Annotated in this window: 17 protein-coding genes and 2 tRNA genes; 14 read left to right on the forward strand and 5 right to left on the reverse strand. The window is 60.5% G+C overall.

Features of this window, described 5'->3' with window-relative positions; all coding sequences use genetic code 11:
* Positions 1 to 191: 191 nt before the first annotated feature.
* Positions 192 to 770, reverse strand: coding sequence for a hypothetical protein (locus ACILSE_RS06905; protein ID WP_395716635.1), 579 nt, complete (start codon positions 768 to 770; stop codon positions 192 to 194).
* A gap of 200 nt (positions 771 to 970) precedes the next feature.
* Between ACILSE_RS06905 and ACILSE_RS06910 the strand changes: the two genes are divergently transcribed.
* Entirely contained in the window at positions 971 to 8,713 is a 7,743-nt protein-coding gene (locus ACILSE_RS06910) for a hypothetical protein (RefSeq protein ID WP_395716636.1), read from the forward strand.
* A gap of 13 nt (positions 8,714 to 8,726) precedes the next feature.
* Positions 8,727 to 9,575: a hypothetical protein gene (locus ACILSE_RS06915; protein ID WP_395716637.1), complete on the forward strand. Its 849-nt coding sequence runs from the start codon at positions 8,727 to 8,729 to the stop codon at positions 9,573 to 9,575.
* A 180-nt stretch (positions 9,576 to 9,755) separates the two neighbouring features.
* Here ACILSE_RS06915 and ACILSE_RS06920 read toward each other — a convergent pair whose 3' ends face one another.
* The gene (locus tag ACILSE_RS06920; protein WP_395716638.1) at positions 9,756 to 11,108 is read right to left on the reverse strand and encodes a VWA domain-containing protein; all 1,353 of its coding nucleotides are present in this window, start codon (positions 11,106 to 11,108) and stop codon (positions 9,756 to 9,758) included.
* Between the two features lie 11 nt (positions 11,109 to 11,119).
* Positions 11,120 to 11,566: a thioredoxin family protein gene (locus ACILSE_RS06925; RefSeq protein WP_395716639.1), complete on the reverse strand. Its 447-nt coding sequence runs from the start codon at positions 11,564 to 11,566 to the stop codon at positions 11,120 to 11,122.
* Positions 11,567 to 11,851: 285 nt separating this feature from the next.
* Between ACILSE_RS06925 and ACILSE_RS06930 the strand changes: the two genes are divergently transcribed.
* From ACILSE_RS06930 to rpoC, 11 genes are all read left to right on the forward strand, one after another.
* Positions 11,852 to 11,926, forward strand: a tRNA-Thr gene (locus tag ACILSE_RS06930).
* An 85-nt stretch (positions 11,927 to 12,011) separates the two neighbouring features.
* A complete protein-coding gene (tuf, locus tag ACILSE_RS06935) occupies positions 12,012 to 13,196 on the forward strand; it encodes an elongation factor Tu (RefSeq protein WP_395716640.1) in 1,185 nt (394 codons plus the stop codon).
* 151 nt (positions 13,197 to 13,347) lie between these two features.
* Positions 13,348 to 13,423, forward strand: a tRNA-Trp gene (locus tag ACILSE_RS06940).
* A 42-nt stretch (positions 13,424 to 13,465) separates the two neighbouring features.
* A complete protein-coding gene (locus ACILSE_RS06945) occupies positions 13,466 to 13,684 on the forward strand; it encodes a preprotein translocase subunit SecE (protein ID WP_395716641.1) in 219 nt (72 codons plus the stop codon).
* Between the two features lie 35 nt (positions 13,685 to 13,719).
* Complete coding sequence (nusG, locus tag ACILSE_RS06950) at positions 13,720 to 14,289, forward strand: transcription termination/antitermination protein NusG (protein WP_395716642.1); 570 nt, start codon at positions 13,720 to 13,722, stop codon at positions 14,287 to 14,289.
* 53 nt (positions 14,290 to 14,342) lie between these two features.
* A complete protein-coding gene (rplK, locus tag ACILSE_RS06955) occupies positions 14,343 to 14,768 on the forward strand; it encodes a 50S ribosomal protein L11 (protein WP_395716643.1) in 426 nt (141 codons plus the stop codon).
* A gap of 56 nt (positions 14,769 to 14,824) precedes the next feature.
* Positions 14,825 to 15,523, forward strand: coding sequence for a 50S ribosomal protein L1 (rplA, locus tag ACILSE_RS06960; protein WP_395716644.1), 699 nt, complete (start codon positions 14,825 to 14,827; stop codon positions 15,521 to 15,523).
* Between the two features lie 19 nt (positions 15,524 to 15,542).
* Complete coding sequence (gene rplJ / locus ACILSE_RS06965; protein ID WP_395716645.1) at positions 15,543 to 16,049, forward strand: 50S ribosomal protein L10; 507 nt, start codon at positions 15,543 to 15,545, stop codon at positions 16,047 to 16,049.
* A gap of 144 nt (positions 16,050 to 16,193) precedes the next feature.
* Positions 16,194 to 16,574, forward strand: a complete 381-nt coding sequence (rplL, locus tag ACILSE_RS06970) for a 50S ribosomal protein L7/L12 (RefSeq protein WP_395716646.1) — start codon at positions 16,194 to 16,196, stop codon at positions 16,572 to 16,574.
* Positions 16,575 to 16,953: 379 nt separating this feature from the next.
* Positions 16,954 to 20,814 (forward strand): DNA-directed RNA polymerase subunit beta, encoded by a 3,861-nt coding sequence (gene rpoB / locus ACILSE_RS06975; protein WP_395716647.1) that lies wholly within the window; start codon positions 16,954 to 16,956, stop codon positions 20,812 to 20,814.
* A gap of 48 nt (positions 20,815 to 20,862) precedes the next feature.
* Positions 20,863 to 24,999, forward strand: coding sequence for a DNA-directed RNA polymerase subunit beta' (gene rpoC / locus ACILSE_RS06980; protein WP_395716648.1), 4,137 nt, complete (start codon positions 20,863 to 20,865; stop codon positions 24,997 to 24,999).
* Positions 25,000 to 25,019: 20 nt separating this feature from the next.
* Here the strand turns inward: rpoC and ACILSE_RS06985 are convergent, their stop codons facing one another.
* Together ACILSE_RS06985 and ACILSE_RS06990 are read right to left on the reverse strand one after the other, a co-directional pair.
* Positions 25,020 to 25,205 carry a hypothetical protein gene (locus ACILSE_RS06985; protein WP_395716649.1) on the reverse strand — a complete coding sequence of 62 codons (186 nt, stop codon included), beginning with the start codon at positions 25,203 to 25,205 and terminating at the stop codon, positions 25,020 to 25,022.
* Positions 25,206 to 25,988: 783 nt separating this feature from the next.
* Positions 25,989 to 26,228 (reverse strand): hypothetical protein, encoded by a 240-nt coding sequence (locus tag ACILSE_RS06990; protein WP_395716650.1) that lies wholly within the window; start codon positions 26,226 to 26,228, stop codon positions 25,989 to 25,991.
* 135 nt (positions 26,229 to 26,363) lie between these two features.
* On the opposite strand from ACILSE_RS06990, the gene ACILSE_RS06995 reads away from it, so the two are divergent.
* Positions 26,364 to 26,876, forward strand: a complete 513-nt coding sequence (locus tag ACILSE_RS06995) for a hypothetical protein (protein WP_395716651.1) — start codon at positions 26,364 to 26,366, stop codon at positions 26,874 to 26,876.
* Positions 26,877 to 26,968: the final 92 nt, after the last annotated feature.

Here is a 26,968-nt window from a genome sequence, read left to right on the forward strand (position 1 = left end):
TCGGTCCGCTTTCCGAGCTTGGAGGTCGGAGCGCCGAGCTTTTCGCTCCGACATCGGTGCCCCAGGGGTCGGAACGCCGAGCTTTTTGCTCCGACGTCCGACCTCCGAGGTCGGAATTCCGACCTTTTTGCTCCGATGTCCGACCTTTTTGGTCGGATGTTTGAGCGTCAAGATGCTCATTTTCAATGAGATCACGGATTGGGCGGGGTCGGAGGCGTGCTGCCGCCACCGCCGCGTGGGAAGAAGCGCTTCAGGTTGTCCAGCACGGTGTTGGCACCGGGGACGTTGCGCTTGGCGGCCTGCTTGACGTTGTTGTAAAAGCTCAGGTAGGCTAGGTAGGTGTCCACCCCGGCTGCGGTCAGCGTGTCCTCCAGTCCTTCGCACAGGGCGCACATTTGCTGGTGCAGGTCGCGCAAAGCGGTGCGCAGGGCGCGGTCCTTGGCCACCTCGGTCATATCGACAAAATTGGGCACCATTTCGGGGTGCGCGGCCATTTCCTGGGAAAAGGCCTCGTCCATGCCGTCGCGGATGGCGCTCATCTTCGGAAGGGAGCTTTTCTCGTCGGCGGTGAGGTTGAGCAGGAAGGGCAGGAGGTCGGAGATTTCTCCGAGCTTGGTGAGGATGGTGGCCTTGTCGGCGGGGGCCAGCGTGGCTGAGATGCGGTTGTCCATGGTGGTGTGTGTGTTTGTGTTGGGTGCCACAAAACCATCCCAGGTGAGACCTGGCGTGTCCCACGCCAGATTGGAGTCCCAAGTAAGAGGCTGCGGCATGGGCGGCAGGATGCTCAAGTGACACGCGTCCCTCTACTACATAGGACGCTCATCATTGTTATGGATGAATGACCCATGATCTGCTAGGCGCGCGCGAGGGTTGAAAGCTGGGGCTTACGATCATCTTACAGGGATGGTCTTGTCAGATGGGGGGGGGGATTAGGTGAGATTTGATTTCATTCTTCCAATCGCGCTCCCGCATGAACGTCACGCTGCTCTCCCGTCTCCGTCGCGCCCGCTGGGTGCATGGTTTGCAACTTCTGGTCTTCACCTGCTGGGTGGCGAATCCCTTCCCCGGTGCGTTTTCCTACTGGACGGACACGAACGGGGACCGAGTGAAGGAGGAAGTCGCCAATCCACCCGAGGGGGACTCGTGGTTTGATCAGGATTCGGACGGTGATTCGCTCACCAATTCACAGGAGGCGGTGTTTGGTTCCGATCCCTACCAGATCGACGCGGATTTCGACGGGCTGACGGATCAAATCGAGCGGGATTACGCGGACCCGTCCGCGCCGTTTGATCCGTGGAACTGGGACAGCGACGGGGACGGCTATTCCGATCACGATGAGTTCTATCAACGTCTCTGGGGCTGGCAGCCGCAGATCAATTACCTGAACCTCACCCCCGGCGGCTTTTACAGCTATGCGGACGCGGACGGTGATGGCACGAAGAACCCGGAGGATTGGGATTTCAATGTGGACCGCGATAACGACGGCACGGTGAACTGGCAGGACGGATCACCCAGTTTCAACGGCGTGGGCGGCATGTACATGGATGATGCAAACAACGGCGTGTGGCAGGACCCGGGCGTGTGGATCGGCGGGAACTGGTATCCTTCCGGCACGGTGGACAGTGACATGGACGGCACACCGGATCATCTGGACGTGTATCCTTGGGGCAGCTTTTGGTACAACGGCACCGAATACGGCGGCTCGTGGCAGGACAGTGATTACGACAGCATCCCGGACGCGGCGGACGCCTGGCCGTATGATGCGAACAACGGCCAGTTTTACTACAATGGCTCCTGGTACTCCGGGTCGTGGCAGGACAGTGACAGTGACGGGATTCCCGATGTGGCGGACGGATGGCCTTATGATTCGAGCAACGGCGCGAATTACTATTACAACCCGACTTACGACTACAACGGCACCACCTACTACGGCTACTGGTCTGATTCCGACAATGATGGCGTGCCTGATCCGGCCGACTCGCATTCTTGGAACAACAGTCTTTGGACCGACTTCGACAACGACGGGCGCAACGCCGCCGAGGACAGCCACCCTCAGTATTCCTGGCTGTGGAGCGACTGGAACTTCAACTGGAGCAACAACGACAACGATGGCGATGAGGACGGCATTCCTGATGCGCGTGACAGCCATCCGCGTGAATCCTGGCGCTGGAATGACTGGAACAACGACGGCAGCAATGACGATCCCTCCAGCGACTTCGACGGCGACGGGCGCACGCTGGAAAACGATTCCCATCCTGCGAATGGCTCTTTGTGGAGCGACTGGAACTTCAATGGCACCAACAACGACGCGAACGGTGACGAGGATGCGCGGGAGGATGCGGAGGACAGCCATCCGCGTGATCCGAACCTGTGGAGCGACTGGAATGGCAACGGCACCAACAACGACAGTGATGGCGATGAGGACGGCACCGCCGACGCGGAGGACAGCCATCCGCGCTTCAACGGCCTGCGCAGTGATTGGAATGGCGACGGCGATGACAATGACGGCGACTGGGACGAGGACGGCATCGCCAACGGCAGTGATTCGCATCCGCGTGACGGTGGTGTGAGCAGTGATTTTGACGGCGACGGTCGCAACGAGGCCGATGACAGCCATCCTCAGAACAACAGCCTGTGGAGCGACTGGGATAGCAACGGCGTGAACAACGACGCCGATGGTGATGAGGACGGCTGGGGCGATGGCAGCGACAGCCACCCGCGCCAGAACCATCTGTGGAATGACTTCGACGGGGACGGTGTGAACCTCGACCACGACAGCGATCCGCAGAACAACAGCCTTTGGAGCGACTGGAATCACAACGGCACGAACAACGACGCCGATTGGGACGAGGACAACGTGCCGAATGAAAACGACAGCTCACCCTATGTGGCGCTGCTGTGGAGCGACTGGGATCAAAATGGCGTGAACAATGACAGCGATGGCGATGAGGACGGCGCTGCCGATGGTCTCGACAGCCATCCCCGCAACGCGGCGTTCTGGGGCGACTGGAACTATGATGGCCAAAACGATGGCCCGCAGGACAACTCCGACGGCGACGCGCGTGACAACGGCACGGACAGCGATCCGCTCAATGCCGCGCTGTGGAGCGACTGGAACCATGACGGGGACAACAACGACGCAGATGCCGATGAGGATGGCTACGTTAACGAGGACGACAGCCATCCGTTTGATCCCGCGCTGAGCACGGACTGGAACGGCGATGGCGACAACAACGAGGCGGACATGGACGAGGACGGCCGCATGAACGAGCACACGGCTGCTGATGGTTCCTTCGTGTCCAATCAAGACAGCCACCCGCATGACGCGGCGTTGTGGAGCGACTGGGACGGCAACGGCACGAACAACGACACCGATGGCGACGAGGACGGCGTGCTTGATGCCAATGACAGCCATCCTTTCCACGCGCACTTGTGGAGTGACTGGGACTTCAACCAGACGAACAACGACACCGACGGTGACGAGGACGGTGTCATCGACAGCCAGGACAGCGATCCGCGCAACAACGCGCTCAAGAGCGACTGGAACCACGACGGCGATGACAATGAGAGCGACTGGGATGAGGACGGCCACGACAACGGCAGTGACAGCCATCCTACTGATTCGGTGCTTTGGGCCGATTACGACGGCGACAACCGCAATTCCGAGGACGACAGCGATCCCGCCGATGGCTCGCTCTGGAGCGACTGGAATCATGACGGTGACAACCACGCCACCGATGGTGACGAGGACGGCCAGCCGGACTACGCCGACAGCGATCCGCGCAATCCCGACCTCTGGATCGACTGGAACCACGATGGCTACAACGACGGCAGCGAACCTGCGGACCGCGATGGCGACGGCCTCTTCGACAACGTGGACAACTATCCCGATGATCCCTACAACAACGCGGACAGTGACAGCGACGGCCTCACCGACTACGACGAGGTGATCCTGCACGGCACGGAGCGCTTCGATGTCGATAGCGATGATGACTTCCTCACGGATTACGAGGAGCTGCTTGTTTATCACACCAACCCGCTGGCGCAGAGGACCAATGCCTCTCAAAGCATTGTGGACGGCTACTTGTTCCGAGGTCAGGACAGCGATGGTGACGGACTGCCCGATCTGCTGGAAGATCACTATGGCCTGAACAAGAACGATTACAATGACGCCGCTGGCGATCTCGACGGCGATGGCGTGAGCAATTTGCAGGCGTATCAGGGCGGCTGGAGCCTGACCGTGTATCTGGACACGTTTGATGCGGACGGGGACCGCATCACGGACGCGGTAGAGGATCGCTGGGCGGCGGTGGCGGCGGGCAGTCTGGACAAGAACAACTTCGACGACGCGGTGGGGGATTTTGACGGCGATGGCGTGATGAACTTCGAGGAGATCAAGCTGGGCTTGAGCGTGACGCAGGCGGTGTCCACCCGCAGCGATGGCTTGAGCGACCTCCAAGTGCTGGCCTGGGCGCTGCAACTGGGGGATTACCGGCGGGAGGCGGATTACGTCCAGGCAGCATGGGAGCAGGTGCAGTTGCCTGATCATGCGCACCGCTATCTTTTGATGGTTGATTTTGGTCCCGGTGGCTCATGGGCCAGCACCTATTCCAATTGGTGCGCCGGGCTGGCCAACTTTGCCACGCAGTTCACGCCGCCGGTGCCGCAGCGCCTTCACGCCGCCGATGCGGACGGCGACGGCATGAGCAATGTGTGGGAGTACCGCCACCGTTTGAACCCGCGCAGCGTGCATGACGGCGGTTATGCGGACATGCTCTACACGCCGGAGAACCTCCCGGTGATGCAGAGCTTTGAGGCGTTCGCAGAGACCTGGACAGACTACCTCAGTGTGAACGAGGCCTATCAGTGGTACCAGCAGTCGTTCCAGCGTGAGGTGGCGGCGTGGGCGCTCATCGACCCGGACGGCGACACGCTTTCCAACCTGAAGGAATTCCAGCTCGGCACGAATCCGCGCATCGCCGACACGGACGGAGACGGGGCCAGCGACCTGGTGGAAATGCAGGCGGGCACCAATCCTACCCTAGCTGGCGGCGGCACCTTCACCGGCGGCAGCACGGGCGGAACCGGCGGCAGCGGCACCACGACTGGATCAGGGAGCAGCGGCAGTACGGCGGGCGGCGGATCAACGACGACAGGCGGCACGAGCACGGGCGGTGGATCAACGACAGGCGGCGGTACGAGTGGCGGCACACCACCAGACGCGGAAGCGGTGGTCGTCTCACGCGGTGCGCACGCGGGACTTGGGTCTGAAACGCGACAGTCTGTTCGACTCGAGCCTTTTGACACAACCGGGCTCCATCGTTACAGCCAGGAAGCCCAGGAGAACTATGATGAGGCCAAAGAGGACGCGGAGGAAATCACCGTGGACGAGCCTCCGCATGAGGTGGCGGTAAGGTGGGAGTTTTCTGTGGAAACAGGCATGGGAATGGAGCGCCGCGAGCACTTCGGCACCGAGGCCGAAGCGCAGGCGGCAAAAGATGCGCAAAGTCCTGAGGGCGGCAGCGATCCTCAAACCAACGACAAACCCTGGCAGTGGCGACTGATCGGCAAGAAGCAGACGAGCGACGGACCTGCGGAAGTGCGGCAAAACTACACAAGGAAATCTTGGGACGCGCCGCCGGAGGTGTTCAAGAGCGCCGATGAGCTCGAGGAGATGACGGCGGACGCGCCCGCGGGGTGGGCGGAGGAGATTTTGCAACCGCCCGGTAGCCCGCTGGGGCCTGAACAGTGGATGACACGCACGGAGAAAGAAACCAGCGCTCAAGGACGGTGGGTGACGACGGAGGAGGGCGGTGAAGGATCCGGCCCGCGCTTTCCAGAAGGCGCGGCGGTGGAAGTGCGGCTGAAACGCGTCGATGTGAGCGCGGAGGCCATGCAGCAGCGCGTGACGCGCACGTTCCTGCGCATCACGCAAACGGTGGATGACGATCCTGAGACGGAGGACGCTCCGCCCGTCGTGGCCCCGGTGACGCTGACCATCGAGCCGGGCCAGAAAGTCTCGACCACAGGCACCGGCCCCGGCGCGGCCAATGGCTGCGTGGTGCTGCTGGGCAGGCCGCCGGAGAACAAGACCGCCACGATGACCGACCAGCTCGTGCCTTTGCAGATGGTGTCGCGGGACAAATACTTCGCCGGTTCTCTGCAAATCCCCGCAGGCTGGGAGAAGCTGGGGCTGGAGTTCGGCACGGAGGGTGAAGACCTCGGCAAGCACGCCGGGTTCGATGGCATGGCACCGGAGCCGGGCAAGGAACCGGCGAAGGTGTTCAGCTCGCTGGAGGCGCTGCTCGAAGAAGGAGCGCTGGAGCAGCAGCCCATGGAGGGCGAGAACACGCAGGAGCAGAAGGTGTGGTTCGTGCGCGAAGGCGGCAGGCTCAACTGGTACACCTGCTTCAACAGCCTGGGGAACGTGCAGTTGAAGATCCACTTCAAAGACACCGTGGTCTGCACGCTCGAGCATGAGCTGAAGACGGACCAGAGCTTCGCCGGCTGGATCACCTATGTGGACCAGTGGGTGAAGGGCACGAGCTTCCAGTGGGACGTGCCGCTGGAAAACCTGCCGCTGCCCACGCAGACGCTCGCCTCCGTTATCGCCGCCGGTCCTGCGGCGGCAGATGCGGGCATGACGGCGCTGGCCGCAGGCAACGCGCTGCTCTCCGGCGCGGTGCTGACCACGGAGACGAACGTGCCGCTGGCACCGCAGAGCCTCGCCGTCACGCTCGGAGAACCTGTGGCCGACCTCAGCGAACTGGGCAATCTCAGCACCGTGCGCGTGCTGCCGCTGGAGACGCTGAACCTCCAGCCCGCGCTTACGCTTGATCCCAACACGGTGTACTGGCTCGCAGGGAACACGCTCACGCCGCTGACGGACGCGCAAGTGGAAGCACTGCTGCCGCAGGCGGGCAGCGTCACGCTCGGCGTTCCCATCGACTCCGGAGCCTCTGGCGCAGGGGCGAATCAAAACCAGAACCCGCCTGCGAACAACGGCGCTCCGTCCTCGAACGTCCCGGCAGACGATCTGGACAACATGACCCGTGCCTGCCTGATCCCGATTTTCCTGGTGATCTCGCAAGTCGAAGGAATGGAGGCGGTGACTCGCGGCGCTCTGGATGGTTTCAAGTCGGGCGTGGAGGACGACTATCAGATGCTGATGCTGCTCAAGAAAGGCTTGATCTTCGTGGGCGGGTTGACGGAGCAAGGCATGAGTGACATCGCCAGTTGGAAGACGGACCGCAAGAAACGCGCCACCGCCATCTTGGCCTTGGCCGGACACATCAGCGAGGAGTTCGTGTTCAAGCCCATCCGCGAGTTCCATCAAGAAATCTCCACCTGGGAGGGCTTCAAGCGGCGGGCCTTCATCACCATGCAGGCGGCCTATGAGCTGCAGAAGCAGTTCGTCAATGCCCATATCCAGGCCTTCACCGTCGCGAAGGACAACGCGCCGAAGCTCGTCGATGCCATGACCTCCTGGATGGATGATTTCAGCAACCGCATGCTCGTCCAGTCGGAGGGGACAGTTTTTGCGAACGCCGCGTGGAACAAGGACACGCTGGTCGGCGACTTCATGGAGCAGAACCGTTATGTGTGTTACACCTTCGGGCACACCTTTGGCTACATCGTCGAGCAGGTGCTTTCTGGAGTGGTGCAGGCGGGTGTGGGGAAGATTGCTTCAGTACTGGCGAAGGGCACGGCGAAGCTGGCGGGCAACGTGCTGAAGCGCAGCGCCTTCGCCGTGGCAGGGAAGATGCATGTGCTCAAGCAGTACCTCGCGGGCGTGTGGTCGCGCAGCGAGATGGGCTTTGTCCAAATCAGCATCGGCAACGCGGCCAAGCAGCCGGTCAATGCCACAGCCAAAAAGACGCTGGCGGAAGAGCTGGAGGAGCAGCTCGCCCGAGCAGCGGTGATCAATCGAGATGTCTTTAACACACGAAAAATCCTGGCGACCATCGCCGAGGGGGCGAACCTCAAACGCCTGGTGGCCACCCAAGCCGGTAAGGATGCCGTGTGGCAGCGGCTCTCACTGCTCACGCATCTGATGGGCGAACAGGCGGATGAAACATTGATGACCAACTTCCTCAAGGTCATGGACCAGAAGCTCATCTATGACATTGGCGGCCAGCCGGTGGACTGGGCGGATGATTTTTTGCGGGCCTTCAGAGGCACCCCCTCGTCGTTTGTGAACCGCGCACCGCTGGACTCATTCAGTGACAGCGCCAAGCTGCGTCTCAAGGAATTCCTGAGCGAGCCTTTCCCTGGCTATGCTTGGACGTTTGAGGATGAGATCACCGAAAACTGGAAGGAACCCATCGTGCGCGGCATCCTGGTGGAACTCGATCAGTTTTACAAAGGTGGTCTCAAGGCAGCAGGCTGGACGCATCTGCCGCAACGTGAGGCAGTGGATTTTCTCGATCCGACAGGCTTCATTGCGAAGCAGGTCAAGTCGCTCGGGACCGTGAACAGCGCCACACTTGAGAAGATGAAGACGGCACTGAAAGACCTTGCAGATTTTGCGCCTGGCAGTGGTCGAACAAAGTTGGTCCTTGAAATCCATCAAAAGCCGGGGATTGCTTCGCAAGTTGACGCACTGAGGAATACACTGGAAAGCTACTTAAATAGCGGAGTGCGCGCAAGTTTGCCCGAAGGCACCACCCTTAAAATTGAAGTCTTCGATTATGAGTTCATCCCCAAACCATAGCCACCAGTCCCACTTGTTTGGCTTTTTTGATGCACCATCAATTCCCGCCGCCCAGGTTTGGCTGGCTATCCATAGCTATATGGAGGAGATCGGTGTGGCGAAAACAGGCTATGACCTTTCCCCAGGTATTGGCAAGCGTCGCGGATATCGTGAGCGGTATCTTGATCGCAGGCTTATTGCAGCTGAAATTGCTGAGGAACTTTCAAAGGATGACAACAACGGCTACACCATTGATCACGGTGTTCGTGGCCAAGCCCTTCCACTTCAGCATTTTGTGCTTCGCCCGTCCCCAAACCAGCGAGTAGGATTTCAAATGCTGGATGTCAGAACGGGCACTTCAGAGGACACGATCCAAGATTGGACCCCCTTGGTTGAAAGGCTCACTGCACTGGGAAATCTCGTGTGGCTGGGTAACACATGCACTCCTTACATTGCATGGCAGAACTGTTCGATTCCTCAAACCTACGAAAAGCAGTACGGTAGCATCGTGGATTTCGAGACCTATGAGCTTCATGGCGATGTTACTCTGAATGTTCGACGCAATCCCGGCTCAAATCACATGCACGACGGAGTGATGACACGTGCGAATTCCGAACTGTGGCTTGGACCACAATTCTGGAACTTTGCGCCCTGCACCAAGGAAGAAGTACTGGCCGCTGATTTCTTCCTCGAGAAGCGCGACACGCTGCACTACCTCTACCTCAAGTCTTGGCCGCATCCCTTCACACGTCCTGATGGCGAGCAGGGCCGCGTGCAGCAGAAGCTCTGGCGTCTGCTCTACAAGCAGGACTGCGAATGGCCCCCCGGCTCCGGCGGCATCTCCGATGTCCCTGTCGGCGGTCCACCCGAACTGATGCCCTGAGTGGCATAGCTCGAATTCGCCAAGAACTGAACCAGCCAGGTTGCACATAGCGCTTGAGCGAGCGTCCTGAAATCAGCCGCAATGGCATGCAGGCTGATTTCCCCAAGGGTGGTACTGACAACCACGTGCACGCGTGTAGCACCCGGCATCGCGGTGGTGACGTGGTTGTCGCTCACGGCGTCAAGGCGGGAGGGTGAAGGTGCCGCCGCAGGCGTTGGCGATCTGATTGAGCAGTGAGGGCATGTCGGCGTTCTGCGCGGGCTGCTCGCCGATGCTGATGGTGTGGATGCGGGTCTTGTATTTTTCGTGGATGCGGCGTGCGAGGTCGAGCACCTGCGCGGGCGTGCCGTCGCTGGGGACGCCGTCGCTGAGGAAGTAGATGGCATCGAGGTTGCCGGCGGGTAGGACGCGGGAGAGAGCGTGGTTGAGCGCCTCGCACATGGGGGTGCCGCCGGAGGCCTGGATGCGCTCGATGAAACGGGTGGCCTGGCGGAGGTTGCGCTCGTCGTTTTTCTCGATGCCACGGGCGGGGAAGCATGAATCGACGCTTTCTCCGAAGGTGATGATGCCGTAGCGGACGCTGGCGGGTTTGTTCTGCATGGCGGTGAGAATGTTGGTCATCTGGGCCTTGAGCCTGCCGATGCGGTCGTCCGCGGTCATGCTGCCGCTGACATCGAGGATGAAGAGCGCTCCTTTGGCCCGGAATTCCATGCCGTAGAAGGTGGCCATGTTGGCCGCCGGGTCGTCATCAAGGGGCTTGAGAAGCTTCCGGGTCTTGAGGTAGTTCTCGTAATCGAGGGCGGTGAACCGCTTCCACGGAATGGAGGGGCCTTGGGCCGCGAGCCAGGTTTTCCATTTATCCGCTTCCTCGGCGAAGTCCTGGCCGGTGAGGCGGTAGAGGGAGCCTTGGGCGGTTTTGCCGATGGCGTCGTCGCCGAGATGGGGGAGGAGGGCCTCGAGGGCCTTCACATGCTGCATGCCGCCGAGCGCCTCGGCGGCGCAAGAACGCAGTACGTGGGCGTTGGCGGGGTCGAGGAGGGCGGCGACGCGGGTGACAACGGTCTCCGGATTGTCAGGGAAGGCTCCGAGCGCTTTGGCGGCGAGAGCGATGCGCGTCGGGTCGCGGACTTCGGCAAGCGGGCCTTTGACCTGGGTGAGGATGCCCCAGAAAAATGCGCGTGCCTCCAGCAGGCCGAGGCTGGCGAAGAACTGCAACTCGTCATCATCGCAGTTCGGGTGTTTGGCGAGCCAGCCGGCCAATTGCGTGCGCGTCCCGCCCGGAGGCCAGTTGGCGACGATTTCCGCAAGGCGGAGCTTGATGCCAAGACCGACGCGTTTGTCGCCGATGATGGAGAGCACGGCGTCGGCGGCGAGTTTGTGGTCGTGCAGGTCTTTGAGCGCGGCGAGCGCATCCTGATTGCCCGCACGGACGTTTTTGACGACGCTTTTCAGCAGGGCCTCGGACTCATCGGCAGCCGGCAATGCCACGACGGGCAGCATTGCCAGCAGGATGAGATGGCGGACGCTGCGCATGGATGATGGGCTTATTTGGCCCCGGTGGCAGGCTTGGCCGCTTTCTCCTTCAGTTCGTCGAGCAATGTCGCTTTGTAGCCGGAGCAGCGATAGACTTCCTTGCCGTCGGCATCCACGAGGATGATGGTGGGGAAGCCGTTGACTCCGAATTTGCTCTTGAGGGCGTCATTTTGCTCCTTGGTTTTCTTGGGCAGGTTTTTTCCGTGAGGAAAGTCGAGCTCGACCAGGATCAGGTTTTCCTTGGCAAACTTTTTGAAGGCAGATTTTGAAAACACCTCGTCATCCAGCTTGACGCACCAGCCGCACCAATCCGAGCCCGTGAAGTCAAGCAACACCAGTTTTTGCTCTTCTTTCGCCTTGGCGAGCGACTTTTCGTAATTGTCGTCCCAGCCGGTCTTGGCCAGGGTGGCGGTGGTGGTGATGAGGAGGGAGAGGGCGGCTGTGACGAGTGTTTTCATGGGATTGCAAGGTTGTTGAGGCGTGCGAAGGCAGGGTAGGGGAATTGCTTTTCCGAGCCAAGCCTAAAGTGCACTCGGTCGAAGCCTGCCGCCGCGCTGTGGCGGCATCTTTCGCAAACTTTGGAAATAATCTTTGACAGAAATGCCCCCCGTCCTACTGTCGCGACACTTTTTCGGTAAAAGGCCGGGGCGTATTGTCTCTTGACGCCAGTTCAAGGGATTCATGTGTCCCGGTTTTCTTGTCGAAAGAGGAGGAGGTCTCTCAGCAGGCCGCCGCCAGACATTGCTGTTGTAGCTCAGTGGTAGAGCACGTCCTTGGTAAGGACGAGGTCGTGGGTTCAAGTCCCATCAACAGCTCCAGTTCCGGCAGCGTCATTTGAGGGGTCTTCGAAACACGACAAACGAACACAGTCCCCAAGCGCACCCCCTCACCTAAACCTACTCCATGGCTAAAGAAGCATTCCAACGCAACAAGCCGCACGTTAACATCGGCACCATCGGCCACGTTGACCACGGCAAGACCACCCTGACCGCCGCCATCACCACCGTCCTTGCCAAGAAGGGCATGGCCCAGGCTCGTGCTTATGATCAGATCGACGCAGCTCCTGAAGAAAAGGAACGCGGCATCACGATCAACACCGCCCACGTGGAGTATGAAACCGAGAAGCGCCACTACGCGCACGTCGATTGCCCCGGCCACGCCGACTACGTGAAGAACATGATCACCGGCGCCGCCCAGATGGACGGTGCGATCCTCGTCGTGTCCGCCGCTGACGGCCCGATGCCCCAGACTCGTGAGCACATCCTGCTCGCCCGTCAGGTAGGTGTGCCCGCCCTCGTGGTCTTCATGAACAAGGTGGACATGGTGGACGACGCCGAACTCCTCGACCTCGTCGAGATGGAAGTGCGCGACCTTCTTTCCAAGTATGACTTCCCGGGTGATGAAATCCCGATCGTCAAGGGTTCCGCCCTGAAGGCGATGGAAGGCGACGCCACTCACGAAGCCAACATCCTCAAGCTCATGGAAGCCGTGGACAGCTACATCCCGCTGCCCGAGCGTCCGATCGACAAGGACTTCCTCATGCCTGTGGAAGACGTGTTCGCCATCGAAGGTCGTGGTACCGTCTGCACCGGCCGTGTCGAGCGTGGTATCATCAAGAAGATGTCCGAAGTCGAGATCGTTGGCATCCGTCCGACCGTCAAGACCACCGTCACGGACATCGAAATGTTCCGCAAGCTGCTCGACGAAGGTCGTGCCGGCGACAACGTGGGTCTCCTCCTGCGCGGCACCAAGAAGAATGAAATCGAGCGCGGCCAGGTCATCGCCAAGCCCGGTTCCGTGACTCCTCACAAGAAGTTCAAGGCCGAGGTCTACGTCCTCTCCAAGGACGAAGGCGGCCGTCACACGCCGTTCTTCAACAACTACCGTCCGCAGTTCTACTTCCGCACGACGGACGTGACCGGCTCCGTGACCCTTCCTGAAGGTGTCGAAATGGTGATGCCTGGTGACAACGTCTCCATCACCGTGGAGTTGATCACCCCGATCGCCATGGAGAAGACCATCCGCTTCGCCATCCGCGAAGGCGGCAAGACCGTCGGTGCCGGCCGTGTGGCTGACATCCTCGACTAAGCCAGCTTGTTCGTTTGTCTCGAACCCCGCCGGGTCTGGCGCTTCAGACCCGGTGGTGGTTTCGTCTCCGGCAAGGAGAAGAAACGAGGCGGCGGACTTGCCAAACAGTCATCCATCCGTTATCAATCCCGCGAAGCGTTCTCGCTCACACAGGTCAGTAGCTCAATTGGTAGAGTAGCGGTCTCCAAAACCGTCGGTTGGGGGTTCGAGTCCCTCCTGGCCTGCCAGCGAATAGCCCGGGATAATCCGCAGAATACGAAACGCTTCACATGAGCCGCATCCGCAAATACATCAGCGAAGTCTATCTCGAACTCAAGAAAGCCACATGGCCTTGGGATCCAAAGGAGAAGGGCTTTGCCAAATACCGCGAGCTGAATGAATCCACAGTGGTGGTCTTCATCGCCATGATCCTGCTCGGAGCCTTCGTGGCCGCTTTCGATGTCAGCTTCAAGTGGGCCTTTGAGGCCGCTCAGAAGCTCGGCATGTAATTTCCCTTTCCATCCTTTCCCCACCCTTCCGCCCTATGGGAGCCATCCCCGCACCCCGCGACCAGTGGTTTGTCATCCACGTCCGTTCCGGCCTTGAACAAAAGGTTCGTGACAGCATGCTCCGCCGCATTGAGAAGGAGGAGATGGGCGACTATGTTTACCAAGTGCTGGTGCCCATGGAGCGCGTTGCCGAGGTGAAAAAAGGCAAGCGCAGCGAGAGCAACCGCAAGTTCTTCCCCGGCTACGTCATTGCCAACTGCCACCTGCTCGACGAGCACAACCGGCTCGTTGACCGCACCTGGTATTTCGTGAAGGAAACCGACGGCGTTCTCAACTTCGCCGGCACGAAGGACCATCCGATCCCCATGCGTGCCAAGGAAGTCGAGGCCATGCTGGCCCAAGTCCGCGACAAGGACGATGGAGCCGTGCCGAAGATCGCCTTCAACCTCGGCGACACCGTGCGCGTGGCCGATGGCCCCTTCGAAAGCCAGACCGGCACCGTGGAGGAAATCGACCCCGACCGCGGCTTGCTTCGCGTGTCCGTGAACATCTTTGGACGCTCCACGCCGGTCGATCTCGAATACTGGCAGGTTGAGAAAGCCTAAACCCGCCCGGCTAACCCCATTTCCAACTCAAGCAACGCAAGAAAAAACACACCATGGCCAAGGAAATCGTCAAACAAATCAAGCTTCAGATCAAGGCTGGCGCCGCCAACCCCGCACCGCCCATCGGCCCCGCGCTCGGTCAGGCAGGTGTGAACATCATGGCCTTCTGCAAAGAGTTCAACGCTGCCACCCAGAAGGCCGGCGGAGACGTGCTGCCCACGGTCATCACCGTTTACAAGGACAAGTCCTTCACCTTCATCACGAAGCAGCCCCCGGCCTCGAACCTTCTCAAGAAGGTCGCGAACCTCGCCTCCGGCTCCGGCGAGCCGAACAAGAAAAAAGTTGCCAAGATCAGCAAGGCCCAGCTTTTGGAAGCCACCAAGGCCAAGCTTGCCGACCTGAACACGAGCGACCTTGAGCGCGCCTCACGCATCATGGCCGGCACCGCCCGCCAGATGGGCATCGAAATCATCGACTAATCCCCCCGAACCCCAAGCAGGAGAACGCCACCGTTCGCCACCACTGCACACCCACCATGCAAAAGAGAAGCAAACGCTACAAGAAAGCCGCCGAGATGGTCCCGGCAGGAAAATCGTTCTCGCTTGAAGAAGCGGCCGATCTCCTGCGCAAACTTCCAGGCACGAAGTTCAACCAGACCGTCACCCTGTCCTTCCGCATGGGTGTGGACCCGAAGAAGAGCGACCAGATGGTCCGCGGCACCTGCCCGCTGCCCCACGGCTCCGGCAAGACCGTGCGTGTGGCCGTCTTCGCGCAAGGTGGCGCGGCTGATGCCGCCAAAGCCGCCGGTGCTGACATTGTCGGCAACGACGACCTCATCGCGAAGGTGAAAGAAGGTTTCCTCGACTTCGACGTCGCCATCGCCACCCCGGCCGCGATGAATGAAGTCCGCAAGCTCGGCAAGCAGCTTGGTCCCCGTGGTCTGATGCCCAATCCGCGAACCGGCACCGTCACAGACGACACCGCCGCCGCCGTGAAGGCCGTCAAGGCCGGTCGTGCCGACTTCAAGCTCGACAAGAATGGCAACATCGCCGCCTCCGTCGGAAAAGCCTCCTTCGAGCCGAAGCAGCTCGCTGAAAACGCCCAGAGCTTCATTGAGGCCGTCGTGCGTGCCAAGCCCGCCTCCGCCCGCGGCCGCTACGTCGAAACCATCACGCTGGCCGCGACCATGTCGCCCGCGCTGCGCATCGACGTGTCGAAATACATCAAACTCTAACCCCTCGCAGCACTGAATCATGAAAGCCGAAAAGACATTGCTCATCGATGACCTGCTGAAACGGGTCAACGCGTCTCCTTTCCTCCTCGTCGTCGATTACACCGGCCTCACCGTCGATAAATTCGCCGAGCTTCGCAAGCGCCTCAGCGCCGTCAGCGCCGAGATCCACGTCTTCAAGAACAACCTGGTCAGGAAGGCGGCCGAGAAGGCCGGCTATCCAGGCGAACTGGGTGATCATCTCAGCGGCCAGAGCGCCTTTGTCACGGGGGTGAAGGAAATTTTCGCAACGGCAAAGATCCTCAAGAACTTCGCCGCCGAGTTTGAGAAGCCGGTGATGAAGGTTGGCGTGCTCGATGGCAAGCTCCTCGACGTGGCAACCATCAAGGCCCTCGCCGACCTGCCCTCCCGCGAAATTCTCTACTCCCAGCTCCTCGGCGTTCTCCAGGCTCCTGGTTCCGCACTCGCCCGCGCCCTCAAGGCCAAGGCGGAGAAGGACGGTGCTCCCGCCGACGCCCCTGCTGCCTGATTCACCTCGTATTAAACCCAATTTGACCAGATGGCCCTTCACACGGCCTGAACACACAAACACCCAATGGTTCCTTGCCGGAGCAAAAGCTTTTGCTCTTAAACCATCCGAGGCTTCGGAAAGCGGCGATACCGACACACTAACATGGCTGACCTGAACAAAATCGTTGAAGAACTGAGCGGCTTGACCGTCCTCGAAGTCTCTGAACTCGTCAAAACCCTCGAAACCAAGTGGGGCGTGAGCGCTGCTGCTCCTGTTGCCGCCGCTGGTGGCGCTGGTGGCGGTGCCGCAGCACCTGCCGCAGAAGAGAAGACCGAGTTTGACGTGATCCTCGTCGATGGTGGCGCGAACAAGATCGCCGTCATCAAGGAAGTCCGCAACGTCGTCGCCGGACTCGGCCTCGCCGAAGCCAAAGCACTCGTCGAAAAGGGCGGTGCCAAGCTGAAGGAAGGCGTGAAGAAGGAAGAGGCGGAAGAAGTGAAGAAGAAGCTGGAAGCCGCCGGCGCCAAGGTCGAGATCAAGTAATCTCCTCAGTTCCTCCTGGTTCTTTGCCGCGTGGCGCGGCTCGCAATAGCAGCGCCACGCGGTCCGGAGCCTCAAAAGTTAGTTTTTTTCAATCCCCCGTTCGTTCGTTCCATCGCATGCCCGCACTCGTCCGTGAACCCCAGAACCTCCGAGGCCATGGTCTCGGTTCCGGGGCTGCTCGCGGAGTATTGGAGGCTGCTTTCCATTTTCATGGCCTGAGATCTGGCTCCCGCCCGGTCTCCGGCTGCTTCGTTTTCGCGCTCAAAGCGGCCGATCACGGGCTTTCGCCCCTGATCGACTGAGTTGAGCGCATGCGGAGTCTCCCGGCTCCGTGTCCGTGCCCCCGCCATCGCCCCCAAACCGTCCTCACCACTGCCTTATGTCCCAGCGCACCAACTTTGGCAAAATCCACGAAGTCGCCGAGCCGCCAAACCTCATCGAGATCCAGCTCCGCTCCTACGAGGAGTTTCTCCAGAAGAACATCACTCCCTCAAAGCGCAAGGACGTCGGCCTGCAGGCCGTGTTTCGCGAGGTTTTCCCGATCACCAGCTACGACGAGAAGATGACTCTCGATTTCGTCATGTACGAGATCGGTGATCCAAAGCTTAACTCGCTGGAGGCCATTCATGACGCGGAGACCTACTCCGCGCCGCTTTACGTCACCTATGAGCTCAAGGACGAGCAGGGCGCGAAGCAGGAGCGTGTTTACATGGGTGAAATTCCGCTCATGACCGTGCGCGGCACCTTTGTCATCAATGGCGCCGAGCGTGTTGTTGTCTCGCAGCTTCATCGCTCCCCGGGCATCTGCTTTGAGACCACCCAGCACCTCAACGGCCGCTGGTTGCACGGCTTCCGCATCATCCCTGACCGCGGCACTTGGCTGGAAGTGCAGTTCGACACGAACGACCTGCTTTACGTCTATCTCGACCGCCGCCGCCGCCGCCGCAAATTCCTCGCCACCACGCTCCTGCGCGTGATCGGTTTCCCCACGGATGAGGACATCCTCAAGCTCTTCTACGAAATCCAGGACCTGAAGCTCAAGGACGGCCTTTCCGAAGAAGAACTCGCCAGCAAGATCCTCTTCAAGGACATCCTCGACGGCGAGCTTATCGTCGCCCGTGCCTACGAGCCCCTTACCCAGGGCGTGGTGCGCCAGCTCATCCAGCTCGGCCACAAGTCCATCAAGGTTGTCACCGCCTCGCCGGACGACCTGCTCGTCACTTCCCTGCGCAAGGACACCGCGAAGGACGAGGACGAGGCTCTCAAGGAAATCTACCGCCGTCTGCGTCCGGGCGATCCGCCCACCACGCCGAATGCCCGCGCCCTCGTGAAGCGCCTGTTCTTCGATCCGAAGCGCTACGACCTCACCCGCGTCGGCCGCTACAAGATCAATCAGAAGCTTGGTCTCAAGGTGGACACCGAGATGCGCATTCTCACCGCCGAGGACGTCGTTTCCGCGCTTCGTTACCTGTTCCAGCTCCGTGAGGGCCAGGGCATCCTCGATGACATCGACCATCTTGGTTCCCGCCGTGTCCGTGCCGTTGGCGAACTCCTCGCCAACCAGTGCCGCGTCGGCCTCAGCCGCACCGAGCGTCTCGTCAAGGAGCGCATGACCCTGTTCGACGTGAACATGGACACCATGACGCCCGCCAAGCTCGTCAATCCGAAGGCGCTCTCCGCCGTCGTGCGCGACTTCTTCGGCCGCAGCCAGCTCTCCCAGTTCATGGACCAGATCAATCCGCTGGCCGAACTGACCCACAAACGTCGTCTCTCCGCTCTTGGGCCAGGCGGTCTCAACCGTGACCGCGCAGGCTTCGAAGTGCGTGACGTCCATCCGTCCCACTACGGACGCATCTGCCCGATTGAGACCCCGGAAGGTCCGAACATCGGCCTGATCAACTCCCTCGGTTCCTACGCCCGCATCAACGAGTTCGGCTTCATCGAGACGCCGTATCGTCCGGTGAAGGATTCTGTCGTCGCGGACAAGATCGAATACCTGACTGCCGACCAGGAGGAGAACCACTACATCGCGCAGTCCAACAATCCGATTGACGAAAAAGGCCGCTTCAAGGGCAGCAAGGTCACGGTGCGTTATCGTGGCGACTTCATCGAAGTCGAGCCCTCGAAGGTCACGCTCATGGACGTGTCGCCGAAGCAGCTCGTCTCCGTCGCCGCGGCTCTTATTCCGTTCCTTGAGCACGATGACGCCAACCGCGCCTTGATGGGCTCGAACATGCAGCGCCAGGGCGTGCCTCTCCTTGAAGGCGAGTCTCCGCTCGTCGGTACCGGCATGGAAGGCAAGGCCGCGCGCGATTCGCGCTCCGTCATCGTCGCCGACGCCAACGGAACCGTCGCCGCCGCGACCGCTGATGTGATCATCGTCACCAAGGACGGCCATCTGCCCGTCAAAGACGAAAAATTCCTCGAAAACCCGCTCAAGTCGGTCACGACCGACGAGGACAAGGGAGTCTTCGTTTATCCGCTGCGCAAGTTTGGCCGCAGCAACGCCGGCACCTGCATCAACCAGCAGCCGCTGGTGAAGCGCGGCCAGAAGGTGAAGAAAGGCGACGTGATCGCCGACGGTCCATGCACGGACCAGGGTGAGCTTGCCATCGGCAAGAACATGCTCGTCGCGTTCATGCCTTGGAACGGCTACAACTTCGAGGACGCCATCACCATCAGCCGTCGTGTGGTGAAGGAGGACATCTACACGTCCATCCACATCGAGGACTTCGAAGTCATCGCCCGTGACACCAAGCTCGGGCCTGAAGAAATCACGCGTGACATCCCGAACGTCGGCGATGAGGCGCTGAAGAACCTCGACGCCCAGGGCGTCGTGCGCATCGGTGCGGAAGTGAAGCCCGGGGACATCCTCGTCGGCAAGATCACCCCGAAATCCGAGACCGAACTCGCTCCTGAAGAACGCCTCCTGCGCGCCATCTTCGGTGAGAAGGCCGCGGATGTGAAGGACACCTCCCTTCGCGTGCCCTCCGGCTGCACGGGCATCATCATGGATGTCCGCATCGCCCAGCGCGGCGCTGGCGCCGACAACGAGAAGGAGAAGCTCTCGCCTTCCGAGTACAAGAAGCAGATCAAGCAGATCGAAGAAGACTATCGCGCCAAGAAGGAAGACCTGACCGAGCAGCTCACCGAGCGCCTTTCGGACATCCTTCTCAACGAGAAAATCCCGCTCGACATCGTGAACGGCCAGACCGGCGAGCCGCTGGTCGCCGCGAACAAGAAGATCACCAAGACGATGCTGCGCCACGTGGCCGAAAGCTACGACACCATCGAGATCGACCCGAGCCCGATCCGCAACAAGATCTTCGACATCATCCAGAGCTTCGAGCAGAAGTTCTCCGACGCCGACATGGAGCGTGAGCGCAATCTCGACAAGATCGAGAGCAGCGAGGACACCGCCGACACCGGCGTGGTCAAGCAGGTGCGCGTGTTCCTCGCCAGCAAGCGCAAGCTTTCCGTCGGTGACAAGATGGCCGGCCGCCACGGCAACAAGGGCATCGTCGCCAACATCGTGCCGGAGGAGGACATGCCGTTCCTCGAGAACGGATGCCCGGTGGACATCGTGCTCAACCCGCTGGGCGTGCCTTCGCGCATGAACGTGGGACAGGTGCTCGAAACCCACCTCGGCCTCGCCGCCAAGGCGCTGGGTCTGAAGATCGCCACGCCGGTCTTCGACGGTATCCCAGAATCGAAGATCATGGAGTACATCAAGGAGGCCAAGAAGGTCCCCGGATACGAGTGGATGGGCCTCAACGGCAAGTCGAAGCTCTTCGACGGCCGCACGGGCGAAGCCTTCAACCTCGACGTCGTCGTCGGTTACATCTACATGCTGAAGCTCGGACACCTTGTCGCCGACAAGATACATGCCCGTGCCGTCGGACCTTACTCGCTCGTCACGCAGCAGCCTCTGGGCGGCAAGGCCCAGTATGGCGGCCAGCGTTTCGGTGAAATGGAGGTGTGGGCGCTCGAAGCCTACGGCGCGGCTTACACGCTGCAGGAGCTCCTCACCGTCAAATCCGACGACGTGCAGGGCCGCACGCGCATCTATGAGCAGATTGTCAAAGGCGACCACGCCCTTGAGGCGGGCACGCCGGAGTCCTTCAACGTGCTCATCAAGGAAATGCAGTCCCTGGGGCTCGATGTGAAGGTTCACAAGCGTTCCCAGGCCAATGCCGACGCCGAGGCTCTCGAAAGCTTTGCCACCGCGGCGGGCGCATAACCCGTCTTCCCCAGAAACCAAAACCCAACAACGCATCTTCCACCCATCATGAATGCTGACGCGAGCTTGAAAGAAATCTTCGGGGAACAACACAGCGGCGAGGAGTTCGACTATGTGTCGATCTGCATCGCCTCGGCGGACCGTGTCCGCTCCTGGTCCTCCGGCGAGGTCAAGAACCCGGAAACCATCAACTACCGCACCTTCAAGCCGGAAAAAGGCGGCTTGTTCTGCGAGCGCATCTTTGGTCCGACCCGCGACTGGGAATGCGCGTGCGGCAAGTACAAGCGCATCAAGCACAAGGGCGTCGTCTGCGACCGCTGCGGCGTCGAAGTGACCCTTTCCCGCGTGCGCCGCGAGCGCATGGGCCACATCGAGCTCGCCGTGCCGGTGACGCACATCTGGTTCTACAAGTGCATGCCTTCCCGCATCGGCCTCATGCTCGACATGACCGCCCGCTCGCTGGAGCGTGTGATCTACTACGAGGACTACATGGTCGTCGATCCGGGCAGCACCCCGCTGCAGCGCGGCCAGCTTCTCACCGAAGTGGACCTTCGTGAGGCTGAGGAACAATACGGCGCCGATGCCTTCAAGGTCGGCATGGGGGCCCAGGCCATCCGCGACATCTTCTCCCAGATCAACCTCGCCGAGGTCATCAAGGAGCTTGAGGAGGCGATGACCAAGACCCGCTCCAAGCAGATCCGCAAGAAGCTCGCCAAGCGTTTGAAGCTCTGCCAGGGCTTCGCCGAAAGCCACAGCCGCCCGGAATGGATGATCCTCGAAGTGCTGCCGGTCATCCCGCCGGATCTTCGTCCGCTTGTTCCTCTCGAAGGCGGCCGTTTCGCCACCTCCGATCTGAACGACCTCTATCGTCGCGTCATCAACCGCAACAACCGTCTCAAAAACCTCCTCCAGCTCCGCACGCCGGATGTCATCATCCGCAACGAGAAGCGCATGCTGCAGGAAGCCGTGGACGCGCTGTTCGACAACGGCCGCCATGGCCGCCCGGTCACCGGCGCGGGTAATCGTCCGCTCAAGTCCATGTCCGACATGCTCAAGGGCAAGTCGGGCCGCTTCCGCCAGAACCTCCTCGGCAAGCGCGTAGACTACTCCGGCCGTTCTGTCATCGTCATCGGCCCTGATCTCGCGCTCAACCAGTGCGGCCTGCCGAAGAAGATGGCGCTCGTCCTGTTCGAGCCCTTCATCATCCGCCGCCTGAAGGAGATGGGCCTCGTGCACACCGTCCGCAGCGCGAAGAAGATGATCGAACGCCGCACACCCGAGGTGTGGGACATCCTCGATGAAGTCACCAAGGGCCACCCGGTGCTCCTCAACCGCGCGCCGACGCTTCACCGCCTTTCGATCCAGGCTTTCGAACCGAAGCTCATCGAAGGCGAGGCCATTCGCGTGCATCCGCTCGTCTGCACGGCCTACAACGCCGACTTCGATGGTGACCAGATGGCCGTTCACGTCCCGCTTTCCATCGAAGCGCAGATGGAGGCCCGCCTGCTCATGCTCGCGCCGAACAATCTGTTCTCTCCTGCCTCCGGCAAGCCGGTGCTGAATCCCAGCCAGGACATTCCTCTCGGCTGCTACTTCCTCACCTACCTGCGTGAGTTCCCGAACCACGACGCCAAGACGAAGAAGGGCGATGTCGAAGGCCGCATGCCGATCTTCAACAGCGCCTCTGAAATCGAGTTTGGCATCTCCGAGGGCGGTCTTAACGTCAACGACAAGATCCGTTTCCGCAATCCGGACCACGGCCTGCCGAAGCGTCCGTATGGCGATCCTTCCAAGGCGGTGATCGAAACCACCGCCGGTCGTGTGCTCTTCAACGAAGTCTGGCCGGAAGGTCTCGGCTTCATCAACACCACCGTCGGCAAGAAGCAGCTTTCAGACATCATCTGGCGTTGCTTCCAGACCGTCGGCCAGAAGGAGACGGTCGCCGCGCTCGACCGCCTCAAGCAGCTCGGCTTCCGCGAAGCCACCCGCTCCGGCTGCTCCATCGGCATCACCGACATGGTCATCCCGGAGGCCAAGAAGGTCGGCGTCGAGAAGGCCTACAAGGAGATCGAGGAAGTCGATAAGCAGCACCGCCGCGGCATCATCACCCAGGGCGAGCGCTACCAGAAGATCATCGACATCTGGACCCAGGTCGGCGAGCAGGTCACGAACGAGCTATTCCGTACCATCGAGCACAACGACGGCAAGAAGCACCACAACCCGCTCTACGTCATGGTCACTTCCGGTGCCCGTGGCAACCGCACGCAGATCAAGCAGCTCGCCGGCATGCGCGGCCTCATGGCCAAGCCCTCCGGTGAGATCATCGAGCGTCCGATCATCTCGAACTTCCGCGAAGGCCTCACCGTGCTGGAATACTTCATCTCCACGCACGGCGCCCGCAAAGGTCTCGCCGACACCGCCCTCAAGACCGCTGACTCCGGCTACATGACCCGCAAGCTTGTGGACGTGTCCCAGGACGTCATCGTTACCGAGGAGGACTGCGGCACTGTCAACGGCATCACCCTCGCCTCCATTTACCAGGGCGACGAGGAGATCGTGGACCTCAAGACCCGCGTCTATGGCCGCACGAGCTGCGAGACCGTTCACGATCCCGTGGACAAGAGCACCATCATCAAGGCCGGCCAGCTCGTCACCGAGAAGGAGGCGAACCACCTCACGAAGATCGGTGTCGAGAAGCTCAAGATTCGCTCCGTGCTCACTTGCGAAAGCAAGCGCGGCTGCTGCGCGAAGTGCTACGGCCTGCATCTCGGCACGCAGAAGCTTGCCAAGATCGGCGAGGCCGTCGGCATCGTCGCCGCGCAGTCCATCGGCGAGCCCGGCACGCAGCTCACCATGCGCACCTTCCACACCGGTGGTGCAGCCATGAGCGCCTTCAAGCAGCCCTTCATCGTCACCAAGAACGCCGGCACCCTCCGCATCGTCGAGACCCGCACCGTGCAGACCGTCGAAGGAAACTGGATCGCCCTCACCAAAAACGGCATACTCTCCATCCACGATGACGACGGCCGCGAACTGGAGAGCCACAAGCTCGTGCTCGGCGCCGTCATCGCCAAGCCCGAGGGCTCCCACGTCAAGAAAGGCGAGCAGATCGTCACCTGGGACCCCTACAACATGCCGATCATCACCGAGAAGGCCGGCAAGCTGGAGTTCCGCGACATGATCTCCGGCATCACCATCACCAAGGAGAAAAACGAGTCCACCGGCAACGAGGAGACCGTCGTCATCGAGCACAAGGAAGACCTCCACCCGCAGGTGGTCGTCACCGACCCGAAGACGCACGAGGTTCTCGCCAGCTACACCATTCCCGCCGGCGCCCACCTTGCCGTGAAAAACAACGAGAAGGTCGAGGCCGGCACCACCATCGCCAAGACCCCGCGCAAGGCCTCCAAGACCAAGGATATCACCGGCGGTCTGCCGCGTGTGGCCGAGCTTTTCGAAGCCCGCAAGCCCAAGGACGCCTGCGAAATCGCCCGCATCGACGGCACCGTCGAGATCGGCGGCCTCGTCCGCGGCAAGCGCCGCGTCATCGTCACCGATCCGAAGACCGGCCAGCAGGAGGAGCATCTCATCCCCCGCAGCAAGCACATCCTGCTCTTCAACGGCGACCACGTCTCCAAGGGCGACCAGATCACCGACGGCCCTGTCGTTCCGCATGATCTTCTCGAAATCCTCGGCCCGCAGGCCCTTCGCGAGCACCTCGTCAACGAAGTCCAGGAAGTGTACCGCGCCCAGGGTGTGGAGATCAACGACAAGCACGTCGAGATCATCATCCGCCAGATGCTCCGCAAGGTGAAGATCACCGATCCGGGCGACACCGACTTCCTCTGGGGCGATCAGATCGACCGCACCGAGTTCGAGAAGGAAAACGCCCGCGTCTCCGAGGAGGGCGGCAAGCCCGCCGAGGCCGAGCCGGTTCTTCTTGGCATCACCAAGGCCTCCATCGAGACCGAATCCTTCATCTCCGCCGCCTCCTTCCAGGACACCACCCGTGTGCTCACGGAAGCTGCGACCCTCGCGAAGAACGACCTTCTCCGCGGCTTCAAGGAAAACGTCATCATGGGCCACCTCATCCCCGCCGGCACCGGCTTCATTGCCAACCGCAACTTCGACATCCACGAGACGGAGAATCCGCAGCTTCCCGCCGTGGACGAAGAAGCCGCCTAAGCCCGCCCGCGCGAGATCCCTCACACCGCCTCTCTCGGTTCACACCGGCGGAGGCGGTTTTGTTTTCCGCCCACCGCCTCGCCAAAATCCTCCTGGTTCAGCCCCTGCTCGTTGCGCACCTGGTTCACCAGCCGGCCGAAAAGCCTTTCATAGAACTCCATCTCGGCGCGCAACTCTGCCAGAAAAGCCGGTGAAGCCTTGCTCATGGTGGGCGAAAAGTGGGTTGGCTGGACCCGGGTGATCGTGCACTCCAGTGAACAATCACCCTAAGGCTAACCAAAAACGCCCTTGCAAATCAAGCTTAATTTAGCCTGCTCGCGGCCCGAATCACCTGCCACAGCGCCTTCAACAACGCGCTCTTTGAGGTCGAGCAGACCCGTCCTTGAGCTTAAAGACACCTCTCTTTGAGGTCGAGCAGACCGTTCCTTGAGGCCAAACACACCTCTCTTGGAGGTCAAAGAGCCCCTTCTTTGAGCTCAAAGGAACCGTTCTTTGAGGTCAAACCGACCCCTCTTTGAGCTCAAAGACACCCTTCTATGAGGTCAAAGAGCCCCCTCTTTCAGGTCAACGTCCACCTTCTTTGAGCTCAAACACCGCGTTCCAGACCCCGAAACAGGCCCCAAAACCGGCCAAAAGTGGCTGGTTGAACGGTTAAAGACCGGAATAATGTGTTTATATGAACAGTATGCAGGCCCGCTTTGCCGGAGGCGTCCTCCACAGCACCGACTACTTCAGCTCCCGCGACCGCGACGAGGGCCGCGCCTGGCTCGTGCTCAGCGGGTGCGACTGGCATGTGCTCCTGCCGCGCCCGCCCGCCTGCTCTCTCCGCGTGGCCCACGCCCGGCCTGTCACCGACTGCCACGAGTTCGACGGCTGCGCTGGCGCTTGGAACTCGGCGGCTGGCACCTGCCGCTGCCGCGCCGTCAGATCCTCAGCCCGCGCCCCTGGCTGCCGGAGCCCTACACTAGCTCCGAGCGCACCCTCACGCTCTACTGCGGGGAGACCTGCACCGCAGCCACCTGCTGCATGAACACCAGCAGCGCGTGATTCCACACCCGCGGGTCCTGCTGCCGCAATGAGCCATCGCGTTGCTGCTCGACGATCCATGCCTGCAAGTCCGCCGCCTCCTCCGGCGTCAATCCCGCCGCTGCCAGCAGGTCCTCCTTCGTCCGCTTCGGCTTGACGGACTTGGGTGAGGTCTTCTTCCGTTTGCGACGACGTTTAGACATCGATTTTTCGAATTTCCTGGCGCCGTTTTAGCAGAACGAGCCACGGCGTCTATTGGCAGACCTGCCTATAGACAAGGATTGTTGTTTCGGAATAAAACACCCTTTAATTGTGAATCAACGTCACCCGGAAATCGAATGAGAAGAAAAAATGGCCGCTATTATCTGAGTCGTGTGCTCAAGCGTGGAACAAAGATCAATACAACAAGCCTTATGGAGGCTTTGTTGAACGCTCCGCCTAAGACAGTGGGAAAATTCCGATGGACAATAACGGATACATTCGACGGTCGTGACCATGAAACTCCATTCGTTTTTGGTCACTTAAGCAAATCGTCAGACGATGGACATGTAACAATTGTTGATCCGTCAGCAAAGGCGCAAATGGAGGCAATAGCGCCCAATCTTTTAAAGGCGAGCGCTCCATTTGTCTTTCTCCCCGAGTTTTCCGGTTTGGCTTATTTACATGTGTGGAATGGAATCAGCGAAGAACTCTTCGAGAAAAGACTGAAAACATTAATCGAAGAAGCGCACAGTAACTTTTTCGCTGAATGCGACGTCGAGCCAATTAGCGACTACACCCGGTTTGGAAAAAAACTCGAGGACCTCGATAAGTTCATAGGGCGTGTTTTAAAATTGGTTTCTGAGGGATAAAGTGCAGATGGCAAGAAGGACAAAAGCCATGAATGAAACATCGGTTTTGTCATACCGGGTGGCCACGCGTTGCATGCGTTTGATCTTTTCAA

Origin of the sequence: Prosthecobacter sp. (genome assembly GCF_044236155.1) — a bacterium.
Classification (GTDB): Bacteria; Verrucomicrobiota; Verrucomicrobiia; order Verrucomicrobiales; family Verrucomicrobiaceae; genus Prosthecobacter.

Coding starts and splice junctions, on each gene's coding strand:
- rpoB (WP_395716647.1), top strand. CDS start 16,954: ATGTCCCAGCGCACCAACTTTGGCAAAATCCACGAAGTCGCCGAGCCG.
- nusG (WP_395716642.1), top strand. CDS start 13,720: ATGGGAGCCATCCCCGCACCCCGCGACCAGTGGTTTGTCATCCACGTC.
- ACILSE_RS06905 (WP_395716635.1), bottom strand. CDS start 770: ATGCCGCAGCCTCTTACTTGGGACTCCAATCTGGCGTGGGACACGCCA.
- ACILSE_RS06990 (WP_395716650.1), bottom strand. CDS start 26,228: ATGTCTAAACGTCGTCGCAAACGGAAGAAGACCTCACCCAAGTCCGTC.
- rplJ (WP_395716645.1), top strand. CDS start 15,543: ATGAAAGCCGAAAAGACATTGCTCATCGATGACCTGCTGAAACGGGTC.
- ACILSE_RS06995 (WP_395716651.1), top strand. CDS start 26,364: ATGAGAAGAAAAAATGGCCGCTATTATCTGAGTCGTGTGCTCAAGCGT.
- ACILSE_RS06920 (WP_395716638.1), bottom strand. CDS start 11,108: ATGCGCAGCGTCCGCCATCTCATCCTGCTGGCAATGCTGCCCGTCGTG.
- rpoC (WP_395716648.1), top strand. CDS start 20,863: ATGAATGCTGACGCGAGCTTGAAAGAAATCTTCGGGGAACAACACAGC.
- ACILSE_RS06910 (WP_395716636.1), top strand. CDS start 971: ATGAACGTCACGCTGCTCTCCCGTCTCCGTCGCGCCCGCTGGGTGCAT.
- ACILSE_RS06925 (WP_395716639.1), bottom strand. CDS start 11,566: ATGAAAACACTCGTCACAGCCGCCCTCTCCCTCCTCATCACCACCACC.
- ACILSE_RS06985 (WP_395716649.1), bottom strand. CDS start 25,205: ATGAGCAAGGCTTCACCGGCTTTTCTGGCAGAGTTGCGCGCCGAGATG.
- ACILSE_RS06945 (WP_395716641.1), top strand. CDS start 13,466: ATGAGCCGCATCCGCAAATACATCAGCGAAGTCTATCTCGAACTCAAG.
- rplA (WP_395716644.1), top strand. CDS start 14,825: ATGCAAAAGAGAAGCAAACGCTACAAGAAAGCCGCCGAGATGGTCCCG.
- rplL (WP_395716646.1), top strand. CDS start 16,194: ATGGCTGACCTGAACAAAATCGTTGAAGAACTGAGCGGCTTGACCGTC.
- tuf (WP_395716640.1), top strand. CDS start 12,012: ATGGCTAAAGAAGCATTCCAACGCAACAAGCCGCACGTTAACATCGGC.
- rplK (WP_395716643.1), top strand. CDS start 14,343: ATGGCCAAGGAAATCGTCAAACAAATCAAGCTTCAGATCAAGGCTGGC.